Origin of the sequence: Limnohabitans sp. MORI2 (assembly GCF_027925025.1) — a bacterium.
GTDB lineage: Bacteria > Pseudomonadota > Gammaproteobacteria > Burkholderiales > Burkholderiaceae_C > Limnohabitans.
The window spans coordinates 479,064-498,844 of the sequence record NZ_AP027058.1 but is presented as its reverse complement, the minus strand read 5'-3'; the positions used below and the strand labels follow the sequence as shown (position 1 = coordinate 498,844).

General features: G+C 52.4%; 15 protein-coding genes. All 15 read right to left on the bottom strand.

The window, feature by feature from the left end:
- Positions 1-98: 98 nt before the first annotated feature.
- The gene (locus QMG27_RS02515; protein WP_281812838.1) at positions 99-2,231 is read right to left on the bottom strand and encodes a flagellin; all 2,133 of its coding nucleotides are present in this window, start codon (positions 2,229-2,231) and stop codon (positions 99-101) included.
- 150 nt (positions 2,232-2,381) lie between these two features.
- Entirely contained in the window at positions 2,382-2,777 is a 396-nt protein-coding gene (locus QMG27_RS02510) for a flagellar protein FlaG (protein ID WP_281812837.1), read from the bottom strand.
- Positions 2,778-2,861: 84 nt separating this feature from the next.
- Positions 2,862-4,424: a flagellar filament capping protein FliD gene (fliD, locus tag QMG27_RS02505; protein WP_281812834.1), complete on the bottom strand. Its 1,563-nt coding sequence runs from the start codon at positions 4,422-4,424 to the stop codon at positions 2,862-2,864.
- A gap of 67 nt (positions 4,425-4,491) precedes the next feature.
- A complete protein-coding gene (gene flgL / locus QMG27_RS02500; protein ID WP_281812832.1) occupies positions 4,492-5,415 on the bottom strand; it encodes a flagellar hook-associated protein FlgL in 924 nt (307 codons plus the stop codon).
- Positions 5,416-5,430: 15 nt separating this feature from the next.
- Positions 5,431-9,075 carry a flagellar hook-associated protein FlgK gene (gene flgK, locus QMG27_RS02495; protein ID WP_281812830.1) on the bottom strand — a complete coding sequence of 1,215 codons (3,645 nt, stop codon included), beginning with the start codon at positions 9,073-9,075 and terminating at the stop codon, positions 5,431-5,433.
- Positions 9,072-9,572: a rod-binding protein gene (locus QMG27_RS02490; protein ID WP_281812829.1), complete on the bottom strand. Its 501-nt coding sequence runs from the start codon at positions 9,570-9,572 to the stop codon at positions 9,072-9,074. The genes flgK and QMG27_RS02490 overlap by 4 nt, the downstream gene beginning before the upstream one ends.
- An 11-nt stretch (positions 9,573-9,583) precedes the next feature.
- Complete coding sequence (locus QMG27_RS02485) at positions 9,584-10,714, bottom strand: flagellar basal body P-ring protein FlgI (protein WP_281812827.1); 1,131 nt, start codon at positions 10,712-10,714, stop codon at positions 9,584-9,586.
- An 11-nt stretch (positions 10,715-10,725) separates the two neighbouring features.
- The gene (locus tag QMG27_RS02480; RefSeq protein WP_281812825.1) at positions 10,726-11,409 is read right to left on the bottom strand and encodes a flagellar basal body L-ring protein FlgH; all 684 of its coding nucleotides are present in this window, start codon (positions 11,407-11,409) and stop codon (positions 10,726-10,728) included.
- Between the two features lie 12 nt (positions 11,410-11,421).
- Positions 11,422-12,207 carry a flagellar basal-body rod protein FlgG gene (flgG, locus tag QMG27_RS02475; RefSeq protein WP_281812823.1) on the bottom strand — a complete coding sequence of 262 codons (786 nt, stop codon included), beginning with the start codon at positions 12,205-12,207 and terminating at the stop codon, positions 11,422-11,424.
- Between the two features lie 28 nt (positions 12,208-12,235).
- Positions 12,236-13,000: a flagellar basal body rod C-terminal domain-containing protein gene (locus QMG27_RS02470; protein ID WP_281812821.1), complete on the bottom strand. Its 765-nt coding sequence runs from the start codon at positions 12,998-13,000 to the stop codon at positions 12,236-12,238.
- A 22-nt stretch (positions 13,001-13,022) separates the two neighbouring features.
- On the bottom strand, positions 13,023-16,865 hold the full coding sequence (locus QMG27_RS02465) for a flagellar hook-basal body complex protein (RefSeq protein WP_281812819.1): 3,843 nt from the start codon (positions 16,863-16,865) through the stop codon (positions 13,023-13,025).
- Between the two features lie 39 nt (positions 16,866-16,904).
- The gene (locus tag QMG27_RS02460; protein ID WP_281812817.1) at positions 16,905-17,594 is read right to left on the bottom strand and encodes a flagellar hook capping FlgD N-terminal domain-containing protein; all 690 of its coding nucleotides are present in this window, start codon (positions 17,592-17,594) and stop codon (positions 16,905-16,907) included.
- Between the two features lie 13 nt (positions 17,595-17,607).
- On the bottom strand, positions 17,608-18,033 hold the full coding sequence (flgC, locus tag QMG27_RS02455; RefSeq protein WP_281812815.1) for a flagellar basal body rod protein FlgC: 426 nt from the start codon (positions 18,031-18,033) through the stop codon (positions 17,608-17,610).
- Positions 18,034-18,039: 6 nt separating this feature from the next.
- Positions 18,040-18,423 carry a flagellar basal body rod protein FlgB gene (flgB, locus tag QMG27_RS02450; protein WP_281812813.1) on the bottom strand — a complete coding sequence of 128 codons (384 nt, stop codon included), beginning with the start codon at positions 18,421-18,423 and terminating at the stop codon, positions 18,040-18,042.
- Between the two features lie 122 nt (positions 18,424-18,545).
- Positions 18,546-19,724, bottom strand: a complete 1,179-nt coding sequence (locus QMG27_RS02445) for a LysM domain-containing protein (RefSeq protein WP_281812811.1) — start codon at positions 19,722-19,724, stop codon at positions 18,546-18,548.
- Between the last annotated feature and the right edge of the window lie 57 nt (positions 19,725-19,781).

Below are 19,781 nucleotides of genomic sequence, written 5' to 3'. Positions count from 1 at the left end.
GTTGCCAGAGCTTTAGTGAATTTTGAAAATAAAAAAAGCGAGCACAGGGCTCGCTTTTTTTGTCACGCCCAATCGCTTGGGCTGGATACGCTTCTTGATTACTTCAAGAGCGACAAGACAGACTGGGAAGATTGGTTCGCTTGCGCCAACATCGCTGTGGCAGCTTGCGAAATGATCTGGTTACGCGCCATGTTGGTGGTTTCTGTCGCGTAGTCTGTGTCCAAGATACGGCTGCGAGAAGCAGACATGTTTTGGTTCGACTCAGTCAAGTTAGACACCACGGCTTCCAAACGGTTTTGGAAGGCACCGGCACGGGCTTGGTCAGCAGCCACAGTGGTCAGTGCTGCATCGATGGCCTTCAAGGCTTCGGTGGCACCCGCTTGTGAGGTCACGTCCAAGTCAGCAATCTTGAGGGCGTTGTCTGAGCCACCGAACGTGCCGCGACGGAAACCGAGGTTGGCAAAGTTGTCGTTGCCTTCAGAACCGCTCTCAACTGAGAAAGCTTTGTCAGATGACAGTTTCACGGTCGAGTAGTAAGCCACAGCAGCTGTGCCGTCACCGACTGCACCGACATCCACACCTGTCAGACCCAAGGCATCAGCACCGCCTGCACCGGCCACGTCAATCGTGATGTTACGACCATCGGCTGCAGTCAAGGTAATGCCGTCACCCCATGCAGTGGCCACCACACCAGTTTGACCTTGGTAAGCATTCAAGGCATTCAAGACATCGTCACGCTTGGAATCAGCGCCCAAATTCATGGCAATGTCAACACCGTTCAAGTTGACGTTGGTCACCACGCCAGCCGTAAAGCTAGAACCGCGCAATGTGTTGGCTTCAGCAGTTGCTGTCACGCCAGTCATGCCAGTTTTCTTGTTGATCGCTGCAGCGATTGCAATCGCGCTAGCTGATTTAGAAGAGGAACCAACCACAGACTCATCCACAGACGCTTGATCGTCGTTGGCATTGGCTGCATCGATACCCACACCGTTGATCACCAAGGTGTTGCCTTTCAAGGCGCCTGCTGCGTCACCGCTGACTGGGCCTGCTGTGCCAGTGTGGCCAGCGCGTGTCAATGTCACTGCTTGAGCTGTATCGGCTTTGAAGCTGCCAAAGTTCAAACCAGAGTTAGACAAGGTACCTGACACATTGCTAGACACATTGATGGCACGACCATCTTGAGTGTTCAACTCATAAGTACCTTCGTAAGTCTTACCAGTCACAGCCAAACCTGTCACAGCTTCGGATGTGGTTGTTGTGATGGTGATGTTGCGACCATCTTCCGCCACCAACACCACGCCTTTGCTGTCGTCGTGTGTGTTGATTGCTTTCACACCCGTTTGACCGGAAATGTTGTTGATCGCTGTCACAACTGAAGCACGTGAGAGTTCTGCATCATCCGATGTGGCGAATGCAGCGGTATCTACACCGTTGATCTTGACTGTGATGCCAGTTGTTGCGGCCGCAGTCATCACGCTACCGTGAACGGTCGTTTGGTTGACAGTGGCTGTCACGCCGCTTTGGGCAGACACGCGGTTGATAGCAGCAGCTTTAGAAATCGCGCTAGAGGCATTGCTGTCGAAAGACTTGGTGTCGTCAGTGGCCAAAGAGGCACCGACCACCACGCCGTTCAAGATCAGGTCGCCATCGGCCAATGCTGGCGCAGCAGTGGAGGCAGCGTCATAGTTTGTTGCCACAGAAGACAACGAAGCACGTGAGCCCATACCGATGTCTTTGGTCTTCACAGAACCGAAAGCGATGTTCATGGTGTCGTTGGCGTTGGTGCCAGTTTGCAAGACGATCTTGCCGGCGCTGCCGTCCAACAACTTGATGTTGTTGTGGTTGGTCTTGTTCGCGACGTTGTCGATTTCGGCCTTGAGTTGATCCACTTCTTGTTGGATCGACACGCGGTCTTGGTCGTTCACAGAACCGGTAGCAGCTTGCACAGACAGTTCACGCATGCGTTGCAGCATGTTGGTGACTTGACCCATCGCGCCTTCAGCGGTTTGAGCCATCGAGATACCGTCGTTAGAGTTGCGGATGGCAACTGCGTAACCACGGATTTGCGATGTCATGCGGTTGGTGATAGCAAGGCCAGCAGCGTCGTCTTTGGCGCTGTTGATGCGCAGACCTGTGGAGAGACGCTCCATGGTCGTTGCAGTCAATTTCTCGACATTGCTCATAGATGCTTGCGCTGTCAATGCTTTGACGTTGGTGTTGATAACGGACATGGTGTTTCTCCTAAAAGTCCAGAGAGAGGGTTAAAGATTTCAAGAATTTCATTTCCTGATAGCCAGTGATTCGGTATGCTGGGAAATTACTTGAGTGGTTTTCTGAAAAAATTTTGTAAAAAATGGGCAATACACCACTTGGCGTATGGCTTAAGCAGCCGCGTTGTGCAGCATGCCTTTGAAATCTTCAATGCCATGTGCAACACGCACCACCACTTCATTGGGGATTTGGCGCACCACTTCGCCATTGGCCATGTTTTTGACGAAGACGATGGGACGACCTAACTTGACGTCCATCGTGAAGCTCAACATGCGACCGCTGTCTTTCATCATGTCATTGAGCTTTTGCAGTGCCTCTTCTAAATTCTTGCGTGCGTGCTCTTCATCAAATTTGATGACAGGCTTAGGAATGCTTGGCACTTCTTTGTCTTTGGGATGTTCAGACGGCGTTGTACCCACAGGCGCTTTAGAGCCCATCGCCATGACAGCCACCTCAGGCCGAGCTAGCGCTGGCTGAGGTACTTTCGGTTGAATTTCATTTCCCATAAGAACCGCCTTTACCCCATAGAAATAGCGGGGTTCGCCTTCAATCGGCGCCAGCAGGAAGAACTTTAGGAAAAATTTAAAAAATTATTTATTTGTGTAGACGGACATCATGCCGTCAAAACTAGATTTAAGGCTTGTTTTCTGGCTATTGACGCTGCCCACAATGCTTTCCATGCTGGCGAATTGCTTGTTATAGCGGGCCAACAACGTGGTCATGCGGGTTTCAAGCTTGGACAAATCAGCTTGGTATTTGGTATTTTGGGTTTCAGCGTTTTGGCTATTGCTGAGCAAAGGTCCGTTGGGGCCAATCAACTTGGACAACTTACGCATGGCCTCGCCAGCAAAACCTGCAGGCTGTACGCTGTACGCACTGAGACCATTGGTATTACCAGTCATGGTCTTGACGACATCGTCGAAGTTGTCAGTCAAAGCGGCATCCAATTTGGCTTCGTCCAACGTCATCACGCCGGATCGATCGATGCTCAACCCCATTTGCCACATGGCTGTGATCTTGGTGCCGGGGGTGTTGGATTCACCTTGCACCAAATTGCGCATCAAAGACTTCACGCTGCGCGTGGTGGAGTCTCCGACCAATGTGGCGCCATAGGTGTCAACCGTTGATTTAGGGTCAGACACCACATTCAACATGGAGGCTGCATCGTTGTAGGTGGTGACCAGCGTTTTGAATTTTTCTTTCAACGCAGTGGTATCGCGCACCAAGCTCAAATTGGCAGCACCCTCAGTGGCAGAGGTTGGCGCTTTCAAGTCAATCGTGACACCTGCCAAAACATCGGTCAAGGTATTGCTGCTTCGTTTGATCGTGATGCCATCAACTTTGACCATGGCATCGGTAGCCACTTGGTTGGCCGTATTGGCTGGAAACGACAAACCTGAAGAACCCGCATTCGGCGTGCTGCTGACGGCGCCCCCGACTTGCGTATAGCTGCTCGACAACGAAAAAGCACCCGCCGCGCCTTTGGGCCCCGTGAGCACAATTTGAAAAGCGGGTCCGGACGTGTCACCCGTGTTCACCAACGTTGCGGTGACACCTGTTTTGGCCAAATTGATGGCATCGACAATGTTCTGCGGTGTGTCTTTGCCTTCAGCCAAATTGATGGCAGGTTTGGCGACGCCACCCACGGTCAGTGTCAACGACATGGGGTTGCCACCGTTGACTGAAGCACTGGCAGAAGCAAAACCTGCACTGATGGTGCGCTGGGATTTGGCGAGTTGCAGCACCTCGATGTCATGCGATCCTGCCACTGCTGAGGCAGTGGTGGTGACTGAAAATGCGTTGGGCTGCGTGTTGGTTGCGGCCAGGGAGCTGAAGCTGTTTTGGTCTTTGAGTGCCGTGAATGCGTTGTTCAACTCAGAGGCGACAAATGAAACAGCGGCGTAGCCAGAAATACGCGCCTCGTTTTTTGTGATTTTTGCGTTGATTGCATTCTTCTGGGGAACGCTTTCTGCATCAACCAAGTTCTGAGCCAATGAGGCAACATCGACACCTGAACCAGCATTCAATGATGTCAGTAGCTTTTGGGCTGCAGCACGGTTGGCTGCCGCAATATTGGCGGCACTACTAGTAGCAGTCTTAGCGGCCGTTGATGAGGCACTCGTACTGGTCGATGAAACTGCGGAGGTGGCCATGGTTGCGATGCTTTATGTGGGCTAATCGGTGGAGTGATCGACAGGAGTTAGAAAAACTTGAGTCGCATCACTTGATGTAGTTGAACAAGCTCAACTGAGAGATTTTTGAAAAGCCACTCTGTGCAGCTTGTAAAGCGAGTTGGTCTTTGTTCATGCGGGTAATGGCTTCGGTGTAATCCAAATCCTCCACATCCGAACGGGTGGCCTTCAAGCGCAAAACCACTTCATCTAGGACGCTGTTTTGCATGTCGACCACCGTCAAGTCGGTACCCACTTGAGCCAAGCCATCACTGACGCCTTGTTGCAATGCATCGACCTCAGAAATACCGCGCTGAATGTTGGTGTGATCGCTCGATTTCACAGCAGTCACCAAATCATCTAAGGCTTGGAAAAAGTCCACGCCCGTTTTGCCACCTTTACCGTCATCGCGGACAACGCGCACATAGGCATCTGAGCCTGGCATATTAAGGTTCATGCGGCGGCTGTCGCCCACGTTGACTTTCATCCGTGCTTGATCGCCTTGGTAATACACCACACCTGCACTGTCTTTGGCATAAGGCGGTGTGCTGGCTTTACTGCCGGAAAAGAGGTAGTTGCCATTGCTGTCTTGGCTATTACCGAGACTCATGATTTGCTCACGCAAAGCGCCCAATTCCAAGGCAACGCTTTGGCGATCTGCACTACTCAAGGTGTCGTTGGCGGCTTGGGTCGCCAACTCTTTGATGCGATACAGCACATCGCTGGTGTTTTTCAGCGCCGTTTCCTGCGCTGTTAAACGCACGTTCACCGCCTTCAAGGTCTCTTGGTAGCTGGTTTGACGCGACAACTCCGACTCCATACGGGTCACCAAGGCTGCTTTGTCAGGTGCATCGCTTGGCTTGACAATTTGCAGGCCCGTCGACATTTGCTCTTGGACTTTGGACAAATTGGCTTGCACGTTTCCCATTTGCTGGGTGGCACGGTCAAAGTAAAGAGTGGTGGAGATTTTCATAAAAACTCGCCTTCATCAGCGGATATTTGCAATCGTGTCAAACAAGGTGCCCGAGACTTGCAATGCTTTGGCACAAGCTTGATAAGCCTGTTGGTAACGGATCAACGCAGCGGCTTCATCATCGAGATTGACGCCAGAAACTTTGTCACGAGCGGCAATGGCTTGGTCATTCACCACCGTCAACGCTTGTTGCGTGATGATGGCCTGCTGCGCCAAGTTACCGACGTTGTTGATTTGGTCGATGTAGGTGTTGGCAATGGTTTTGCCATTGGCCACGGGCTTCTTGTTCAGATCGACCATGTCCAACATATTGACGTTGTTGGCCAAGCCATCGTAGTTGCCATCAATCGTGAAGCTATCGCCCACCGAAGCTGCATGGGTCAGCTTGATGTTCAGCCCTTGAAATTCGATGACAGGCTCTAAGGCCGTTGGGTCGTACTGACGACTGGCCAGTTCGGTCCCTGTTTTGGCATCGAAAATACTGTATCGATCGGCAGCTGTGAACTTGACTTCCAGCTTTTGGCTACGCAAGTTGTCGCGTGCGTTGTCTGGTTCTCCGCTGTAGGTAGCTGCCACCTTGGCCGCGCCCTTGCCCGTGACGAACAACAACAAATCATCGGGGCAGCCACCCTCGATGTACGCGCCTGTACGCAAACCCAATTTAGCCAAGTCGGCAGGGTTGCCAAACGTGTCTACTTTAGGGTCGCCATAGGTATAGGTGCTGAATGAGAAACGGATGTCTGTTTTGGTGGGGTCTTCGGCCAGCATGCGCTTGAGGCGCTCGGTGGCCGAGTAATCCATGGGCTCTACGCCCAAAGCGTTGGTGGTGTAGCTACCGTCTGTGTTTTTGCCTGGACCGATGGAGATGCTGCGCACCCCCTTTTCGTCAGTCACCGTCAACTGCAAATCTAAATTGCTGTCCAATGAAGCGGTCACGCCTGTGTCGGCTTGTTTGCTGTTGATGCGAGCGATCAGATCATTCATCGATGACATGCCTGGCTTTGCATCGACCGTCAAGGTTCCCAACTTGATGTTGAACTTGTTGGCAATGTCAGCATCACCCATCTTGGCATCAAAAGCAGTGATAACGAATTCACCATCCACATAGGAGGCTTGGTATTCATCTGCAAAACGTTGATCCACATTACCTACACGTGCACCCGCTTTGTAGGCCTCGTCACTGGTGGTCAAACTGACTTGTGTCAAATTGCGACCCAAATCATCCGAGAAGATCAGCTGATTGCCCGACACCGTCACATGTAAGGCGTTGCGGTTGGCATCAGCCCCATTCAGGCGGGATTCCAACTCGGAGGCCAAACCTGTCAAATCAGCGGTCGCGGGATGCAAGTTATCTAACTGAACATGAACCCCATCGATCTCGATGCCGAACGAAGAAAAGGCTTGATCAGCAGGCGCGTTGCCAAAGTTCACATCCGAGATAGAAGCCTTCGTACGATCACTCATCGCAGCCATCAGCTCTTCGGGTGTTCCGACAAAAGTCTGCTGTGGATATCCGAAGTTCACGGTGTAGGACACATCTTGCCCCAAGCCATAACTAGCTTGGTTCAAATTGACACCATTGATTTGCAAGGGTTTCGAATATTGCAAATCACCACTTGAGATGTGCATGTCACGCACAATTTGGGTCATGCGGACTTGACCGTTGTAGGTCCCCAGGGCCAAATTCAAAGCATTCGCGCCTGGCTCTAAAGCACCCACGTTGGCATTGATTTGAATGGGGTTGCCATCCGCATTTTTCAAAATCAACTCGCCCGACGAAGTGAGTGAAGCTTCGACGTGTTTGCTGGCGTCCAAGGCCGAACCCACATCCGGATTCAATGTGTGATTGATGGCATCGACCAAGCCTTTGAGGTCTTGGTAGCCTTGAATGACTTCACCATTGATGGTGAGGCTTTTCTTCAAATCGATTTGACCTGTGGGAACACGAATCTCGCTGAACACCTCAGCGCGAATATCGGTTTCTGAAGTTTTGTCATTGACCCACTTCGCCACATCGGCGGGTGTGGCCAAGGCCTTGAGCTCGCCCATCTTCACGCCATTGAGGGATAGCGCGCCTTCTGGGATGTAGTCACCGGTACCAGGAATGCGAGCTGTTTCCATCACAGCTGGCAGTGGAATCGGTTTGCCTGCTGCGCCGTATTGATCAAAATTTTGACCATACAAAACGGTTGCCTTCGCTCCATAGAACAAATCTAAGTTGCGGTATGCAGCGGAGCCGGTTTTGTTCAAATACGCTTCGCTGTAGGTGGCATTGGCTGCAAATCCGTTGTCTGTTGTGAACAGCTGATGCTTGGCTGTCTCATCGAGTGATTCACCCATCAACAAGCGCCCATCACGGGTCATCACTTGCAACTGTTGACCAGGACCAGCTTCGTCTAAGTAAAAGGTCGCCCCAACGCCAGCGGACAAAGTAGTCACGGGCGAATACACGCGTGCCCCGTCAACCTTGAAGCTCACGCCGGCTGTGGGGTTGGGGTTGTTGACCAAATTGGGGTTACTCAGCGCTGTGCTGGGCGTGGTACCTGTGAACTTGACGGTGGCGCGTGTGGTGGTGATGTTGGTATTACCTTCGCTCACACGGAACTGCGCAGCCGTCGCGACTCGCATGCCATCGTTCATGGCCAAGCGCATACCTGCAGCAGGGCTGCTGGCTTTGGGGTCGAAAGCAAACAAGTCCTGACCCATTTGGCCATAACCATCAATGCCATTTTTTTGAATCGCATTGGTTTCAGCCACAAAGGTCTGCGCCAGTGCACTCAGGTTTTTTTGTGCAGGCTCTAACACTTGGCTGATGAAGCTCTGGTAGCCACCCAGCTGACCGCCGCTGGCACTTGCCAATGATTCAGTTTTGCCGTACGGATCCAAAATCAGTTCCGTTTTGCCTGGAACGCTGGTATCCAAACCAATGGGACGAGGCTTATTGCCATTGACCACCAAGCCTTGAGTCATCGTGGTGCCCAAGCTGACATTCACGGTGCCATTGGTGGTGAAGCTGGTTTTGATGCGCACCAAGTCAGACAACTGACGCAAGGTGAGATCGCGACGATCCAACAGCTCAGGCGCTTGCCCCTCCAGCGTGGGCGATTTAGACAGACTCTGGTTGATCAGTGCCAATTGCGATGTCAGGGTGTTGACCTGCTTGGCGACACCTTCAATGCCAGTGCGGGTTTCGGTCGCAATCAGGTCCAGCTGCGTGTTGAGCTCACCAAAACGAGAGGCCACGCCATCTGCTGTGCGCATGAAGCTGGTACGTTGTACCGATGAAGCGGGATCGGCAGACAAAGAACTGGCTGCAGCAAAGAAATTGTCAAACGCAGAACTCAGACCAATGCTTTTGTCACCCATGATGTCCATCACGCGCTTGGCGTAATCCACCATCGGTTTTTGGCTTGAGAGGTCGCTGGTGCTGTTGCGCAGATTGGATTCTGCGAATGCATCAAACTGGCGCTTGACCGTCTCCAACATGACGCCAGTACCAACGTACATGCTGGCCATCTTTTTAGGCGCAGAGTCTTTGAGCACCACGTCTTGACGCGAGTACCCCTCGGTGTTGACGTTTGCAATGTTGTTACTGACCGTGGTCAGCGCACGTTGATAAGCACCAATGCCGCCGCTGGCGATGCCGAGCATGTCACTCATTTAACACCTCCAGAGAAAGGCATCTTGAACTCTTGCAAGCTCTTGAGTGGCAGTTCTTTTTCCAGTGCAAGACCTTTATACAGGTCTGCCGCGGTAGGCAAGCGCATAGGCTCTTGCTTAGGATTCAAAGGAATCGATTTCTGACGTGCACCCAACATGGCCGCAGCCGTGGGGGGCGGCGAACTTTGTTGCTTGACCGCGCGTTCCATGAATGCACCCACGCCAATGGCGCCTCGCTTGGCCATTTGCAAAGACACTTCTTTGTCAAACATGCCCTCAAAGGTTTCCATCGCGTGCGACTGGTTGTCTTCGTCCTTCATGGGCGCATTGGCCTCACGCATGGACTTCATCATCATTTGGATGAAGAGGCCCTCAAACTGTTGTGCCGACTCTTTCAGAGCCTTGTCTTGGTTTTGCTGAGCTTTGCCACGTAATTCGCCCAGCGCCGAGAAGTCCATATAGGACTTGGCGGTAGAGGTATCGACTGGGCTATTCATGACATGCTCGCTTAGATGATGACCAACTCGGCGCGTAAGCTGCCAGAGCTCTTCAAGGCTTCAAGAATGGCAATCAAAGCAGAAGGCGTGGCACCCACTTGGTTGACGGCATCCACAATTTGACGCAACTCGACGCCGGGCTGGAACAAGAACATGGGCTTGTTGGGCTCCGCCACTTTGATGTCAGCGTTTTGCACCTCGGTGGTTTGCCCACCCGCGAGTGCATTGGGTTGAGAGACTTCGTTGGTGGCTGTGATGGCCACGGAAATGGTGCCGTGTGACACGGCCGCGGCTGTGACACGTACGGAACGGTTGATGACCACTGTGCCTGTGCGAGAGTTGATGACCACACGTGCAGGTGGTTCACCGGGAGTAACTTCCAAGCTCTCCACCATGCTCATAAAAGCAACGCGTTGATTCAAGTTTTGGGGGGCACGTACCGATACCGAAGTACCGTCAATGGCTTGTGCAACATCACCGCCAAATTTTTTATTGATCGCATTGACGATGGCAGTCGTGGTCGAAAAATCGTTTTCACGGATGTTGTAGATCACGTTTTCAGATGTTTCAAACGGCGTATCCACAATGCGTTCCACAATCGCACCACCGGGAATGCGGGCCGAGGTAGGCACCCCAATTTGTACTTTCGATCCGGCCGCACTGGCGTCAATGCCGGTGGCTGTCAAAGCACCTTGCGCCAACGCGTAAATTTCGCCGTCCACACCGCGCATGGCGGTCATGATCAAGCTACCACCACGCAAGTTAGAAGCTTTGCCGATGGCGGACACATTGACGTCAATGCGTTGGCCGGGCTTAGAAAAACCTGGCAAATCAGCCGTCACCAACACCGCGGCGGTGTTTTTGATGTCCACACGCGCTGCCGTGGCGGCTTGTTCAAAGTCGGTTAATGGGCCGTCAATGCGCACACCCATTTGCGAGAGCATGGCTTTCATGCTTTGTGTGGTGAACGGCACCGAAGCGTCATCACCCGTGCCTTGTAAACCGACCACCAAACCGTAACCAATCAATTGGTTGGGACGTTGGGCAGCCAGTGTGGCCAAATCTTTGACGCGATCAGCCTGCGCAGCACTTGTCGCCACAAGGCACAAGCTGACTAACGCGAAGCGAAGAAATTTAGACATCGTGTTCATGATTAAAACGGCCAGTATTTGTGCATCAAGCTGGTACCCCAGCCTGCTTTGGTGGCGTTGGCCAAGTCACCTGAACCGCGGTACGCGATTTGTGCATTGGCCAAGCGGCGTGATTGAACCGTGCTGTTGGGGCCCACGTCTTCTGGACGAATCACGCCAGAGACTTGAATGACTTCGGTGCCTTCAGACAGGCCGAGTTTTTTCTCGCCACGGATGACCAAATTGCCGTTGGCCAGAATTTCAACCACCGTCACAGCTACGGAGCCTGACAGTGACGCTTGTTGATCGGCTTTTCCAGCGCCTTTGGAACTGTTGTTGTTGTTATTGATGTCAACCCCATTAAAGAATGGGTTGATGCTGCCGATCTTGGTATTGAAGCCTGATGGCAATGAGTTTTTAGACTCACGGCTCACATCAGTGTTTTGTGTGCGTGCGGCTTGTGTCGATTCGTTCAACAACACGGTGATGATGTCGCCGACTTGGTAATTGCGACCACGGCCAAACCAAGCGTCACTTTGACGGTTGCTGTAAATGCCGCCGGTGGCAACTTTTTGCCGGTCGCTGGCCAAGGGATAGACCGGCTGGAAATCGGGCGAAGGACGCAGAACCATATCGACAGGTTCTGTGGCGCAGCCCTGCAGCAAATAAACAATGGCGACCAGAGCGAGAAGACGAAGAGCAATCATGGTGAACCTCGCTCAGATGTTTTGATTCAAGAACTTCAACATGCCGTCCACTGCAGAGATGGCCTTGGAGTTGATTTCGTAAGCGCGTTGGGTTTCGATCATGTTGACCATTTCTTCCACCACGTTCACGTTAGATGCTTCGAGCGAGCCTTGCTTCAGCGCCCCTGCCCCGTTGAGGCCTGGCGTGAGAATTTGAGCTACACCACTGGCTTGTGACGCTTCGAACAAGTTGTTGCCAATGGGCTTTAAGCCACTGGGATTGACGAATCGTGCAATTTGAATTTGGCCAATGTTTTGAGAGCCAGCGCCCGCATCTAACTCAGCAGACACAGTGCCATCTTGACCAAAGGTCACAGCGGCCGTGTTGGCTGGAATGGTGATGGCTGGAATCAGCGGAAAGCCGGATGCGGTCACGACTTGACCGGTGTTGCTGATCTTGAAGTTACCGTCGCGTGTGTACGACGTGGTGCCGTCTGGCATTTGAATTTGGAACATGCCGTTGCCCATGATCGCCAAATCGAGTGGCGATTGGGTGTTGACCAAGTTGCCTTGCAAGTGGAGCTTTTCAGTGGCATTGATCTTCACACCCGTACCCAGCATCAAGCCGGTGGGGGACAAGGTGTTGTTGGTCGTTTGACCGCCGGGCTGTTTGACGTTTTGATAGAGCAAGTCCTCAAACACAGCACGGTCGCGCTTGAAGCCAGTCGTATTCACGTTGGCCAAGTTGTTCGAGATCACGTTCATACGCGTTTGCTGCGCGTCAAGACCCGTTTTGGCTACCCACAATGATGCGTCCATGGCTTTAAGCCCCTTTTAAACTGTCAAATTAGGACACCTTCATCATGGAGGCGCCCGACTCATCGTTGGATTTGCTTTCCTTGATCATTCGAATCTGATGCTCAAACGAGCGACTCTGTTCAATCAGCTTCACCATCGATGCCATTGGATTGACACTGCTACCCTCTAGGGCCTTCGGTGTCAAAGAAACTGGCTCTGGACCTGTTGCAAAGTCCGTGCCAAGTGGTTTTTCGTCAACCCGAAACAAACCGTCTTCACGCTTGATAAGGTTGGTAGTACTGGCGTCACGCAGCATCAGCGTGCCGATCAGCTGTTCTTGAGGGACACCTTGTTGAGTCGGGTCAGCGGCAAAAATTTGCCCCGTGTTCGTAATGTTGACGGTTGCACCGACAGGAATCGTGATCGGGCCGCCGTCTTGGCCTTGGACAATGTGGCCCGAACCGGTTTCTAAAACACCGTTGTTATTGACATGCAGGTCACCTCGGCGGGTAAATGCCAGTTTTCCGTCATTACCCATCACGCCCATCACGGTTTTGTGGTTCAGAGAGATGTCTAAATCACGCCCCGTGACCATCAGGGGGCCCGCATCCAAACGAACGCGGTCTGTGGTGTACAGACGAGGTTGCAGACGTGAGTCAAAGCCCTCACCCACCGCTTGATGCGGCTGGATGGTGGCTTCAAACGTGCGCTTGAAACCTACAGTGGTCACGTTGGCCAAGTCGTTCGACAGTTGTTGTCGAATCAAGCGATCTTCGTTGATCGCCGCCATCGCGTTGAAAGATAAGCGGTCCATATCAGGCTCTTAATGCAACTTATTAGTTACGGATCTGAATGATGGTGTTGGTCATCGAGGTGCTGGTTTCCATGGCCTTGGCGTTGGCTTGGAAGTTACGTTGCTCGGTGATCAAGTCCACCAATTCTTGGGTCAAGTCGACGTTGGCACGCTCGGTCGCGCCTGAGCGCACCGTACCGAAACCTGCAGAACCGGCTTCGCCGTACTTAGGCACACCTGAATCAGATGTTTTGTAGTAGTTGGTGTCGCCGATCTGGCGCAAACCAGAGGGGTTTGAGAAGTTCACCAACACCACTTTGCCCAAAGACTTCTGTGAACCATTCGAGAAACTGGCAGAAACCAAACCATCGTCGGCAATGGCCAAGCCCACCAAGTCACCTTCAGGCGCACCATCTTGCGACTGTGACAACACGGAGAAGGGAGACGCGAACTGCGTTGACTTGGCGTAGTCGATGTTCATGGTCAAAGCGCCTTTACCGTTTGGCAAGTACACGGTGTCTAACTGAGCACCTTGCTTTGGTGAAATCAAATTACCAGCGGTGTCAAACGTCAGCTCACCTTTGTCAAAGTAAACCGGTGACCATGCAGGCAGCGTATCAAAACCAGTGGCGGTGGAGGATTCGGCACCAAAGCCGTCGATGTAGACCGTTGCGCCTTTGTCATCTTTGAAAGGCGTTGGTTTGATCCATGTGGTGGTGGAACCAAACTTGGCATCCAAACCATCCAAGCCCCAACGTGCATCGCCAGTGATCTTCACATAAGAGCTGGTCGATGCCGTTCCTGTGGTGAATTCAAGCGCGTTGCTCTTGCTGTTGTAGCTCACCTTCACGCCGTTGACAGACTCAGGTGTTAAACCATTCTTTGATGGACCTTGCAGGTTGTTGATGCCGTTTTGCAAAGCCTCCATGAACGTACCCAGGGTGTATGTGTCCTTGGGTGGAATGATCACGGTTCCAGTGATGCCGTTAACGGACACCACAAACTGGTTGTTGGTGCTGTCGACCGAGAAGTTGTTATCGACGTTCACTGCCAATGGGTTGCCTGTGAGCACCGCGGGCTTAGAAGCGACGCCGCGTAGGGCATCGACCGTCGAAGGCGTGATGATGTAGTTGGCGGGGTCACCCGTCATGCCCAAACCTTTGGAAATTTGTGTTGCCAAACTGCCGGGACGAATGCCCGTGATGGACAAGCCAGAGGCATCGCCTGTCGTACCAGACTGGAAAACAAAGGATTGCTTGACGGCGTCGTATTCAACCTTCATGCCGTAGCGTTGATCGTTGAGCGCACGGAACGGCGATGTAGAAACAGAGGGCGACAAAGGCAAGCCAACGGATGAATCATTGACGCCCTGCACTAAAGGATCTGCCAAATTCATAGCCGTTTGATCGCTGGACACCGTGACTTTGGCATTGTTCGTAGGCGTGAAAACCAGCTGCTGCTTGGCCGTGTCATAGCTCACGACCAAGTTGCCACTGTATTGAGGATCATCATCGATTTGTTTTTGAACTTCACGCACCAAATCCTCATTGCGCAAATCTTTCAACGTCGACAAATCAATCGGCAACTTAGGAAGTGTGGATTTGTCTGCGCGAGTCAAGGACAACGAGAACGTCGGTGCGCCGACCGTTGAAAAATTGAAAGGCTTTTCGTCACCATAGGCACGCGCAATCACATTGGTCAATTCAGCGGCAATTTGGGTACCTGAGAGCTTTTTGCTGGCACTGGCTGGCAGCTTGCTCATGCTCTCAATCAAGTGATCCAAGCCCACGGTGACGGAGTCGATCGAGTTATCCACATTAACTGTGAACAGATTTTTCAAATCATCAATGCTTCGTTTGCTGCTGTCCAAGGCAGAGGCAACACCGGTTGTCAACACGGGATTGTTGGATACGCCCGTTGTTGCATCAATGTCTTCGATTTGAACAAATGGGCCCGTAGCTTCCGTCACGCTTTGCAAAACCTTGACCGAGTTGGCAATGGTTTGAGCGCTTGCGCTCGATGGGTCTTTTGCGGTGATGGTGAGGGACTTGTCGGCAGCTGAATACGTGGCAATGTAGTCCGCCACAAAGGTGGCGTTCTTGTTCAGCTTGTCGGCCAAGTCTGAGCCAGATGTCGCTTCTTCAAACAGCGGCGGTGTTGCTGTGCCAAAAGTGGCTTTAAACCCGACGGCCGCGTCGGCAAATGTGAACGCCGCCGTGGCACGTGTGTACGGTGTCTCTTGCAAAGCAATTTTGTCTGCAGCGACAACGGCTGTGCCTTGCGTCACGACCACACCTTTGGCAGATGTCGTGCCCTTGATATCGGAAGCTGAGACGTTGGGGTCTAAGGCCGTGATCTTCAGAATTGAATCCGCATATTTAATGGCATTGCCAGTGGATACATCAGAAGCTGCAGAGGTGACCTTGGTCAGAGTTGCGCCACTGATGTTGCGTTGTGCCGAATCGGTGATGGTCAAGCTTTTGGTGGCATCATCCCAGGCCACGGAAATGTTTGAACGACCTTCGTCCATGGCTTGCAATTTGGTTTGCAACTCAGTGGCCATATCAACCCCGGAAACGGTATTCACCGACAAGGAAGTCAAGTCCATTTGTTTGCCGCCAATGTTGATGCTGAAGCTGGCAAAGGGGTTGGTCGTCGGCGCAGTGGCGCCAAAATTAATGCCCTCAAACGCGACCGCTGGTTTTGCGGCCTGTGCGACATAAGTTGACGCAAAGCTGGCGTTGAGGTTCAAGGTCGAAGCCACCTGCTCCACGGTGGGGGGCGTAGATCCTGTGGCGGGAATATCAACCGTCACGCGTGCAGCATTGGGGCCGAACTCAATTGAACGCGCACCGACCACATTGGAATCCAAGGTGTAGGTGACAGCACTGCTACCTTGTTGACGCAGCAAATCAGACTTACTGATGTTGAGGTAATTGGCGAAATCAATGCCGTCGTTGGAACCTGTACCCAAATCGGTGGCCATGCCGCCGTTGACGGTCGCAGGCTTAGATACACGCACATCCGTCAATTGGTCCAACGAGAACTTGATGGTTTTCTTCGAAAAACTACTGTTCAATTCAGCAATTTGTTCTGGTGTTTTGAAGTCACTTTTAGCTTTGAGCTCACCGTACTTGTTGACGTACATCTCTTCGCCCAAGTTGTTGGTTGCTTGCTGCAAAGAAGCGTTCACCAACTTGTCACCCACATACACATAGGTTTGCCATTTGTTGTTGGGTGTTTCTTGACTTGCGTTTTGGGTCTTCACGTAATAAACAGAAGCCAAATAAGAGTTACCGCCAGCGTCATACACCGTAAGAGCTGTACTCTTGTTGTATGTTTCTGGATCGTTGCGGTTGAAATCTTTGGTAATCACAGCGGCATCAGCGGGGAAGTTCAAACCCAAAGACACTTTGCTGGTTTGTTTGGCCATGCCCGTGGTTTTTTGCGGGATGGTGAGCACGTTCATGTCATCCAAATTCGCTTTGCCGGACGAGTCAACTGACGCTGCCATCAATTTCTGTCCTGCTGAGTTCACCACGTTGTTTTGGTCGTTCATCATGAACACACCGTTACGCGTGAAGATGTCTTGGAAACCGTCTTGGGACTTCAGTGGGAAGAAACCGTCACCGCTGATCGCCAAGTCCAAAGTGTTTGATGAGAACACCAAGTTACCTTGACCAAATTCTTGTGTCACCTTTTTCAAAGCCACACCTTGACCAATCGTGGCCGAGGCTTTTTGGAGGGGTGAAGTCGCAAAAATATCGCCAAAGTCAGTACGGCTTCGCTTAAAACCGGTGGTGGAAACGTTGGCAATGTTGTTGGATGTGACACCCATTTGGGCAGTGGCAGCGTTCAAACCTGTGAGTGCGGTATAGAAAGACATGGTGCTTTAGCTCCTGAGAGAAATTCTTGTATTTGAAAATTAGTTGCTGATGCGTTTGACATCTGCCAAATTGACGGTCTTGCCACCCGTGACTTCCAACAACATGGTGCCATCTGACGTGCCTGCGCTGCTGACGCCCTTGACCGTGGCATAGGTGTTGATCGTGGGTTTGGTGACGGTGCCATTGCTATTGACGGAGGCCACATAGCGATAGATACCATTGGCAGCGGCGGTTCCGCCGTCTGTCATACCGTCCCAAGACAACGTCACATCACCCACAGGTTGTGCGCCCATGATTTGGGTGCGAACCAAAATACCTTTGTCGTTGAAGACTTGCAGCTTGATGCCATCGGCACCAGTTGGCAAATTCATCACACCTTGAGAAACTGTGGTGTCGGTCACTTCGACAGGACCATCAGGTACGCCCACAGTTTTGCCAATCAGAGATGTCGCACCCAACAAACGATCGTTCGCCAAGCTGCTGACCAAACTTTCCATGCTGGTCTTCATCGCGGTGGTCGCTTCGAGTTGAGAGAACTGAGCCAGTTGCGCCACAAAGGCTTCGTTTTTCACTGGATCGGTGGGGTCTTGATTTTTCAGCTGTGTCGTGAACAGTGTCAAAAACTCTGTTTGTCCCATGCTTGTTTTTTGAGGCGTGGCCGCTTTTTGCGCGTTGTACTGCGCCGTGGTCATGATGCCGCTAATAGAAGACGAGGTATCGATAGCCATGTGAGACTCCTAATTAGCTCTTGGTGATTTCGAGGGTGCGCATCATCAGCTGACGTGCGGTGTTCACCACTTCAACGTTGTTTTGATAAGAGCGAGAGGCGGCCATCATGTCGACCATCTCAGACATTTCATTCACGTTGGAGTGAAAGACATAGCCTTCTTTGTCGGCGAGTGGGTTGCCTGGCTCCCAAGTCTTGCGAATCGGGGCTGGGTCGTTGACGATGCGGTCTACCTTGACGCCACCGACGAACTGCGCGCCAGCGTGGGTCATTTCTTCTTGCATCAAAGCTTTGAAGAGTGGACGGCGGCCACGGTAGGCCTCTTCCTCCGAACCAGCCACTGAGTTGGCGTTAGCCAAGTTAGAGGCCGTGGTGTTCATGCGAATGGCTTGCGCGTTCAGCGCAGTGCCTGCAATACCAAAGACGTTATCGAGTTGCATGGTTTATTACTCCCCGCGCATGGCTTTACGCAAGCCGCCAATGCGGTTTTGCAAGAACTGCAAGGTGGCTTGATAGTCACCCGCCGCCTTACCGTATTGGGCTTGTTCGACGTTCATTTCAACGGTGTTGCCGTCGAATGAGCTGTTAAAAGGTGTGCGATAGCGCATGCCGTTGTCTGGCGCTTCGGTCAGGCCGGCATAGTGCTTCTCGTTGGTGGCTGTCAAATATTCGGTCTTGGCCTCTTTGAGCATGGCCTTGAAATCAACGTCTTGGGCTTTGTAGTTAGGCGTGTCAGCGTTGGCGATGTTGCGCGCCAATACTTCCATGCGCTGGCTTCTGACGCCAAGCGCACGCTCGTGTATTCCGAAAGCTGAGTTGAAAACGTCCATTACTAGACTCCTGTTTATTGACACATGGCCTCAAGTTGTGAGACCTCGTGTCGATTAATGCAAGAGCCGTGCCACGGCGGTTTTGACGGTGGAAGCGGCAAACTTTTGCCGCTGACGCGAAATTAACGTGATTCCGTCACGGCCGCTTGTGCGGCATAGGCGCTCAAGCGAGCGGCCTGCAGGGTTGTGCGTGGTTGCTGTTGTGCCAACACATCTTTGCCCAATCGTTCATTGGCGTTTTGGTGTAACCCAGCAAGTATGGAGTTACGCGTGATGGGTGCACGGGTGTCGCGGTTCACGTGCAAGTAAGCCGCTTGTTGACCTGGAATATTCAATGCTGCATTGGGCCTTGTCTCACTTCGCGCAGCGGGCGTGAGCACGGTCAAGTACAGATCATCCAAACCAACTGGTCCAAAGTTCTTCAGACCTGTGTCGTCAAAATACTTCCCCACCATGTCGAGCTGCTGCAACACGCTATGACCCAAGATCGCTTTGGGGTTGGCGCCAAACCCAGCACTGGCCGCACCGCGATCAGGACCATCACAAAACTGAATGATGCCGTGGCAACGATTATTGGTGGCCTTGGGGTTCATGCCATCACTTTCCATCAAAGTGAGGCGAGCAAAGTCATCGGGGGCAAAGCGGTGCTCTTGGGAGAGTTGAACAATTTTGTTCATCACCGCTTGTTTATCTTGGGCGGGAATGAAGCCTTTTTCAATCGCACGATCAATGGTTTTTTCTAACACCACATTGCCACTGCGATCTGAGCGTGTCAGCAACTGCACTTGTGCAGTGCCCGCCAAAGCTGTTGCACCCATGGGTGTATTGGTGTTGAGGGTGTTCACATTGGCAGCGGGCGTCACCGCAGGTGCGGCGGCGGCGGCCACAGCCGCTTTGTTCGCTGCGATGGCTTGGTTCACCGCCTGCGCTTGTTGAAGCGAGAAATTCAAACTTTCCAGGTTCAGCTGTTGACCTGGATGGATCATGTTGGGATTGGCAATATTGTTTGAACGCGCCAAGGTTTGCGCCAAACGCATGGCTTCGTTGTTCGAAATAGTTACACCACGCGAGGCCATTTGCTCACGCACGATGCCCGTCAACGTTTGCCCCGACCGAACCGACGTGCTCCAAGGAGTCGTACTGCCCTCTGGTGCCAAAGCACCTGATTGATTGGCGCTGGCCAACGCACGCGCGAAGGCAGGCGCCGTACGGGCGTACGCCAACTGGCTCCGTGGCAGCTTTGGCATGCCGGAGGCGTCGGTGGTGTTCACCTGTGGGCTATAGGACGGGTCGAGTTGCATGGGCTGCTCCGTTTAATCGGTCCTTGAAAAGTTGGCTTCGTTCTTGCATAAAGGGTT

What these genes read in the sequence shown, in the direction of transcription:
- fliD (WP_281812834.1), bottom strand. Translation starts at nt 4,424, where the DNA reads ATGGCCACCTCCGCAGTTTCATCGACCAGTACGAGTGCCTCATCAACG.
- flgG (WP_281812823.1), bottom strand. Translation starts at nt 12,207, where the DNA reads ATGGACGCATCATTGTGGGTAGCCAAAACGGGTCTTGACGCGCAGCAA.
- flgC (WP_281812815.1), bottom strand. Translation starts at nt 18,033, where the DNA reads ATGCAACTCGATAACGTCTTTGGTATTGCAGGCACTGCGCTGAACGCG.
- flgL (WP_281812832.1), bottom strand. Translation starts at nt 5,415, where the DNA reads ATGAAAATCTCCACCACTCTTTACTTTGACCGTGCCACCCAGCAAATG.
- QMG27_RS02465 (WP_281812819.1), bottom strand. Translation starts at nt 16,865, where the DNA reads ATGTCTTTCTATACCGCACTCACAGGTTTGAACGCTGCCACTGCCCAA.
- QMG27_RS02445 (WP_281812811.1), bottom strand. Translation starts at nt 19,724, where the DNA reads ATGCAACTCGACCCGTCCTATAGCCCACAGGTGAACACCACCGACGCC.
- QMG27_RS02510 (WP_281812837.1), bottom strand. Translation starts at nt 2,777, where the DNA reads ATGGGAAATGAAATTCAACCGAAAGTACCTCAGCCAGCGCTAGCTCGG.
- QMG27_RS02460 (WP_281812817.1), bottom strand. Translation starts at nt 17,594, where the DNA reads ATGGCTATCGATACCTCGTCTTCTATTAGCGGCATCATGACCACGGCG.
- QMG27_RS02515 (WP_281812838.1), bottom strand. Translation starts at nt 2,231, where the DNA reads ATGTCCGTTATCAACACCAACGTCAAAGCATTGACAGCGCAAGCATCT.
- flgK (WP_281812830.1), bottom strand. Translation starts at nt 9,075, where the DNA reads ATGAGTGACATGCTCGGCATCGCCAGCGGCGGCATTGGTGCTTATCAA.
- QMG27_RS02470 (WP_281812821.1), bottom strand. Translation starts at nt 13,000, where the DNA reads ATGGACCGCTTATCTTTCAACGCGATGGCGGCGATCAACGAAGATCGC.
- QMG27_RS02480 (WP_281812825.1), bottom strand. Translation starts at nt 11,409, where the DNA reads ATGATTGCTCTTCGTCTTCTCGCTCTGGTCGCCATTGTTTATTTGCTG.
- flgB (WP_281812813.1), bottom strand. Translation starts at nt 18,423, where the DNA reads ATGGACGTTTTCAACTCAGCTTTCGGAATACACGAGCGTGCGCTTGGC.
- QMG27_RS02490 (WP_281812829.1), bottom strand. Translation starts at nt 9,572, where the DNA reads ATGAATAGCCCAGTCGATACCTCTACCGCCAAGTCCTATATGGACTTC.
- QMG27_RS02485 (WP_281812827.1), bottom strand. Translation starts at nt 10,714, where the DNA reads ATGTCTAAATTTCTTCGCTTCGCGTTAGTCAGCTTGTGCCTTGTGGCG.